General features: G+C 36.8%; 4 protein-coding genes. 2 read left to right on the plus strand and 2 right to left on the minus strand.

The genetic code is table 11. From position 1 onward, the window contains the following. The first annotated feature begins 11 nt into the window (after positions 1–11). Together P9L98_02350 and P9L98_02355 are read left to right on the plus strand one after the other, a co-directional pair. Positions 12–2,474, plus strand: a complete 2,463-nt coding sequence (locus P9L98_02350) for a PEP/pyruvate-binding domain-containing protein (GenBank protein MDP8216147.1) — start codon at positions 12–14, stop codon at positions 2,472–2,474. 105 nt (positions 2,475–2,579) lie between these two features. After that, complete coding sequence (locus tag P9L98_02355) at positions 2,580–5,174, plus strand: ElyC/SanA/YdcF family protein (GenBank protein ID MDP8216148.1); 2,595 nt, start codon at positions 2,580–2,582, stop codon at positions 5,172–5,174. A gap of 2 nt (positions 5,175–5,176) precedes the next feature. On the opposite strand, the gene P9L98_02360 is transcribed toward P9L98_02355, so the two are convergent. Beyond that, positions 5,177–5,473, minus strand: coding sequence for a transposase (locus P9L98_02360; protein MDP8216149.1), 297 nt, complete (start codon positions 5,471–5,473; stop codon positions 5,177–5,179). Continuing rightward, on the minus strand, positions 5,454–6,000 hold a 547-nt coding region (locus P9L98_02365; GenBank protein ID MDP8216150.1), incomplete at its 5' end, for a transposase. The genes P9L98_02360 and P9L98_02365, both read right to left, overlap by 20 nt.

The raw sequence follows: 6,000 nt of genomic DNA on the forward strand, positions 1-6,000 counted from the left end.
AGTTAAAAAGTATGAAGATACCTAAAATTCTATATTTTGGGCTTATTTTGATTTTATTGGGAGGTTCTTTTGTCTATTCAAGATCTATTGCTATTGGTATAAATTGTGCTCAATTTAATCTTCGTAGAAGCAGAGATTTAAATGAACTTACAATAAGAGAGTCTTATTCTCCAGATGAGCTCACAGCCCTGGGTTATTCAATAGCAGAGGTTAATCTTCAAGGTCTGGTTAATCCTGAGCCGCTTTTGAGTGAAGATGAATATATCGCTTATCAGGTAACTAGGGATGGTGAAACTATAGGATGGATTTACGATGGTATGTTGCTAGATACGGATCTTATCCGAGTGAGATATAAACGTGCTGTTGGAAGACATGCTCTGCTTGATTCTAAATTAGCATCAGGAGGATTGAACGATGAAGAGATATTATCGATAGATCAATCTAGGCATGAAGCTCACCTTAAGGCTATTTTATTAGGTTCTATTTTAGGTAAAGATAAGTTAACCGTTGAGCTTGATATAATTACGCAGAGAAATGTTAATAGTAGCAGAGCTGAAAGAGGTCATTTTGTAATGACTTATTTAGATAACGGCAATATAGAGCTTAGGGCAAACTATAAAACTTACATAGGTCATCAGGGTTATCAACCACAGCATGGTGTTCTATCTGTTGTGATGAATGTTTTAAATGAGTTTTATGAAAATAATCCTGATATTTTAGCGCAAGTTATAAGGCTACCAGCAAGGCCTATGCCTGATGGCTCTATGCGCATAGTTCCTAAAGAGGCAAGGATTGAATTTTCTAATGAAAATTTACCTCTGGTCTTAGAGCAGATGGAGTTTCTGTTTAGTTATATGAATGATAATGAAGGCAGTACTTTATTTGAGGAGTGGGAAAGAGAAACATCGAACACATATAGTAAAATCTACGCTGAATTAATGGACGCTCTTTTAGTCGCTGAATCTGAGGGTTTATTTCAAGGCTCTAACTTTAAAGAAGCAGCTATTAATATGTTGGGTCAGAAAGGATATAATTTATACAGGATGAAAGAAGCATCTATACCTGTATCAGATATTATGATTACTGCTAAAGAAAAGGTAACCACAGAAGATGTAGAGAATACATTTAATAAAAGCTTAGGAGTATATAGAAACGAGTCAGGTGAAATAATAAATCTTTTAGTCTCTGTACGTTCAAGTCCTGTTATTTCAATGCCCGGAATTTTAAATACAGTTTTAAATGTTGGTCTTACAGAGGAAGGGGTTGAATTGTTGGCAGAGAAATATGGAGAAGAGTTTGCTTATCAAACCTATGCCTGTTTCTTGTGTAGCTTTGCGGTCTCTGTTTTTAGTATTGATGAAGACCTATTTGACAATATTTCAGCAGATTTAGGCCAGGATAATATTTTAGAGGTAGTAGAATCTTATAAAACATTAATTGAAGAACAGGGTTTTGAAATTCCTCAAGATCCTTATAGTCAGCTTGAGATGGCTATAGCATCAGTTGACAGATCGTGGAGTTCAGAGCAAGCTAATCTCTACCGTTTTTATCAAGGGGTAGTGGATGATAGAGGCGCAAAGGTAGTCATCCAGGAGATGAAATTCGGCAATTTAAATGAGAATTCCGGTTCCTTTGTCTTATTCACTCGCCATCCGGTAACAAGCGAGGAAGGATTATATGTTGAATATGCACCTCAGTCTCAGGGGGATGAGCTGGTAGGTGGTGCTATCAATCCTATATCTCTAGAAGATAGTGGGTTATCACCTGAGGTAATAGCCGAGATAAAACATTATGCCGAACTTATTGAGCAGGAGTTTGGTTATGTTCAGGATATAGAAGGAGTTGTTGAAGACGGTAAGGTTTGGATAACGCAGACTAGAGATGCCCGTCTTAGCCCGGAGGCAGAGGTAAAAGTGTTGGTAGATTTAGTCAATGAGGAAGTAATATCAAAAGAAGAAGCGCTGTTAAGAGCAGGCGATTTAGAGGAATTAGAAGAGCGATTATCCTGTACAAGAATAGATCCTTCTACAGCAGAGAGACCAATAGCAGAGGGATTAGGTGCTTCATCTGGAGCGGTTGTAGGAGTGATAGCTTTAACTAAAGAGAGAGCCCAGGAGTATAAAGACCAGGGCTTATCAGTTATTTTGATAAGAGAAGAGGTATCACCTTCTGATTTAGAGATGATGCGCAGAGCAGACGGCCTGTTTACTCATATAGGCGGTATGTTATCCCATGCTGCGATATTAGGCAGGTTAATAGATTTACCTACTATTACAGGTTCTGAGGCAGTTGAGATAGATATTATAAATAACACTGTAACAATAGCTGATAGAGTATTTAAAGAAGGAGATTATATTACAATAGACGGGACTAATGGTAGAGTGTATGTAGGTGAAATTCCGCTGGTTGAGCCAGAAGAGGTTAATCCTTATTTAGAGATTATTAGAGATTGGAGTAAGGAGATAGGTGAATAAAACGAGTAGATTCTTCCCCATTTTTTAAATTTGGCATAGTTTATAATGTATGGTATAAATATTATAGGTAGTTGATAACATTATAGTTGTATAGGAGGGGGTGAAATGAAAAGTTATTATAGAAGATTGTTCTATCTGATCTGCAGTCTTGTTTTAGTCACTACTTATATAGCGACATCTTTTGTTCCAGAGAGTTTAATATATTCTCAAGATATTGCACGTCGTAGTAAGGTTTTAACGCAAGCACAAGCCCATTCTCCTGTAATTACTACTGTTGCCTCTTCGGTGTTTACTCCGCAAGGATTTGAGGAAAGACTTAAAAGCAATGAAACATTGCAGGTTGCTTTGATTGCCCTAGATAAAGATAGTACTCTTACTGTTTCACGGGAGCCTATATCAGCGCAAAGCGCAGAGAGGGTAGCGGATATATTGCAGCGAGGAATCAAATTTCTTGTAATTACAGGTTCTGATGCAGTGAATACTTTTAAATGCGTTGTTCAGCCTATTAGAACAATTTTAGAGGAAAGAAATGATTTAAAATCCATAGAGAATCTTCTAATATTTTCTAGCGTAGGTTCAGCTAGTTTTAGTTTTAATAATGAAGGCGAGGGAGTAAGGATTACAAATACAAATATTGCCCCCGATCTTTTAATAGAATCTGAAAGGTATACAGTTTGGTTAGGTATTATGAAAGGGTTTGTTAAGGCAGTTGAGGAATTCGAGAAAGAGATTTCTGCGTTATTGCCTGATGGAGATTTGCGGTCTATTAAAGATGACATTAGTGTATTATCCAGCCAGATTACTACAATTGATGAAAGTGGAGGTAATATAGAGAATCTAGATACAGCATTTAAGGAGTTTATAGGTAAATATTCTGAGATTTTTGGTGATGCCGCTGCTACTTTAAACGGAAGATTAGGAATTAGAGATGAAAATGTTTTAGATATAACGATAACAGCAGATGATATGGAGGCTTTAGGTATTATAGCGGATGAAAAGCGTGATTTCAATGCTCCTAAAATCACATTTGAAATTGCCCATGCTCCTAAATTAGGATTATCGGTTATAAAAGATGCCAGGTTTACCAAAATTATTATGGACGAGGTAAAAGCAATAGCAGGCGATGTTACTGGATTGGAATTTTATAATGGACCTACATATGTAGATATAGGTAGACTACAAACAAAAGAAGAGGTGGTTAAAGGGGTAATGCATAATTTTGAAATTAGTGATGGCGCAATAATTTTGGGTGGTGATAGCGGTAATGATGTAAAGATGTTGTCTATGGATTTAGGTCAACGTTTAGTTTTTCGTTTTTATGTCGGTAAACATGATCAGTTTGATTCCTATTTTAGCGAAGTAGCCGATGAAGCTAGGGATCAGGTTATTCAAAGCCCTGCAGAGAATGGCCCTGCGGAAATAGCGTATTTATTTTCATCTATCTTAGATGGGCTCGGTAAGCCGCTGAGCGAATTCTGTTTTTCCGACAATGAACATTCCTATGATGCATTAATTACACAAAATTCTATTCAACTAGCTATAGAGCGGAGTCAGAGGACACAAGATATTCGGTTATTTGAGGCCCAGGCATTACTAGATTTATTAGACGATAGAAATGGAGAGCAGAGTAGGAGTGGTATCGGAGCGCCTGATTTTAAAGAAGGCGATGTTAGTGAATATAATCCTTTAATGCTACTTGTCGGCAGCCCAAGTCCTCAAGCATTTGCTAGTGCTGCTACAATGTGGCATGAATATAGCGAATGGTGGGGTTTTGATGTCCCTGTTGTTACCTCAACAGGTAGAGGGCGAGGGTATAAAAGCTTAGTTCAGAAAACACTACGGTTTTTTGAAGAAGAAGATGCTAAGGATGGAGGAAGTCGCGCAGAAGGATTCAGAGAAAGATATGGCACTGAAATACAAAATGCATTAGATTTAGATGCTCAAGCTCTTTATGACGAATATAATATTCCTATAAAAACATATAATGAGTTAAAAGAAGCGTATGATAAATTTGAGGAAGAACATAAAAGTCAACAAGGATATGATGATATATTTCAGAGCCATAAAAATGAATTAAGGGAGTATGAAGAATTAATAGAAAGACAGAAACAGACGATGTTAACAGAAGCCAAGGTTATTGCGTTTATTCTTACAGAATATGGTGTTCCAGAGAGTTTAATTAGTCTTGAGGAGATATCAGATAATACATATTCTAATATGGTTGAAAGTCATGGTTTAATTCGAGTTTTAAATGAAAACAAGCTCTTTGACCCTAACAAAGAACTAAAAATACATGTTGTTGCTGATGGTTTTCATAGATTGAGGTCACTCCTGCAGGCTATGCAAATGTTTAATCAAGAAAGAGATGAAACTTGGCAGATTAACGCAGAGGCTCCCTACAAACCTATATTGAATAATTTAAATCAGGATTTATTGGCAGATTACTTAGAGCATATGATTGGTGATCCCAACGGAGAGATACTTGATCAAAATGGAGACCGAATAATACATGGTGAGATTGGACGAATTTTAGAACGCAATTTGGCAGAGGGAGCAGGCATTGCTTGGTTTCGTCAAGAAGTAGAACAGGTGTGGACAGAAGAGAGGGTAGATTTTCTTCGTACAAATATTTTGAAAGATTATTTAGACCTATTACCTTCTCACGTAAATGTTACTCCAAATAGTTCAGAATCAAGATAGTGTCAAGAGTTTTGGACACTTTCATATTCAAGTTCTTTAGTTTTCTCTTTCATAACAGAGGTTGACAACCCTTTTGGTTCTCTAATCCTTTCTGAATATTTTAATATCCCGTATACCCAGAGATCTACACTGCGTTCATTCTTGAAATAACCCTGCGTCTTAATACGGCGTCTTATCTCTTCTAAATCTCTTTCTAAATGATTTGTTGTACTTATAAACCTGCGGTCTTCTGCATATTCATAGAATACTAATGTCTTACTAAAATCTTTCCTGAAATTCTTAACTGCTCTTCTCTTCAATCGGCTCCCACTTATCACAAAACTTACCAAACCGTATTACCGCTTCCTTTCTTCTCTCTGCTTCATATATTTTACCAGCATCACCTGATATCTCCTTACGATGCTTTTTCTTCTGTTCAATATTACTGCATAGATTCCTGATCTTATGTGTTGAACATAACTGCCATTTAGCATAGGGATATACCATATCTATTGCTGCTCTTATCCCTTTTGCCCCGTCACTTGCTGCTGCTTTTAGATTCCTGCCTTCTAATCCGCGTCTGTACAAGTCATTCAATATAGGTGTAACTGCTGCCTCAGACTCTCCTGTTGTAAGCTTAAATGCCAGTATCTCTTTGGTATTATCCAATCCAATACCCAAGACCACTATTATAGGTCTATTCTTAACTCCATTAGACTCTTTTACATGAACCCAGATTGCGTCTACCATTAGATATTTATACTCATCGTTTATTTTCTTTGTTCTGAATTCAGTTAAGCTATTATCCAATATCTTCATTAATCTTGATGCTGTTCCATGGCTTACA

Source organism: Candidatus Kaelpia imicola (genome assembly GCA_030765505.1).
GTDB classification, from domain to species: Bacteria; Omnitrophota; Gorgyraeia; order Kaelpiales; family Kaelpiaceae; genus Kaelpia; species Kaelpia imicola.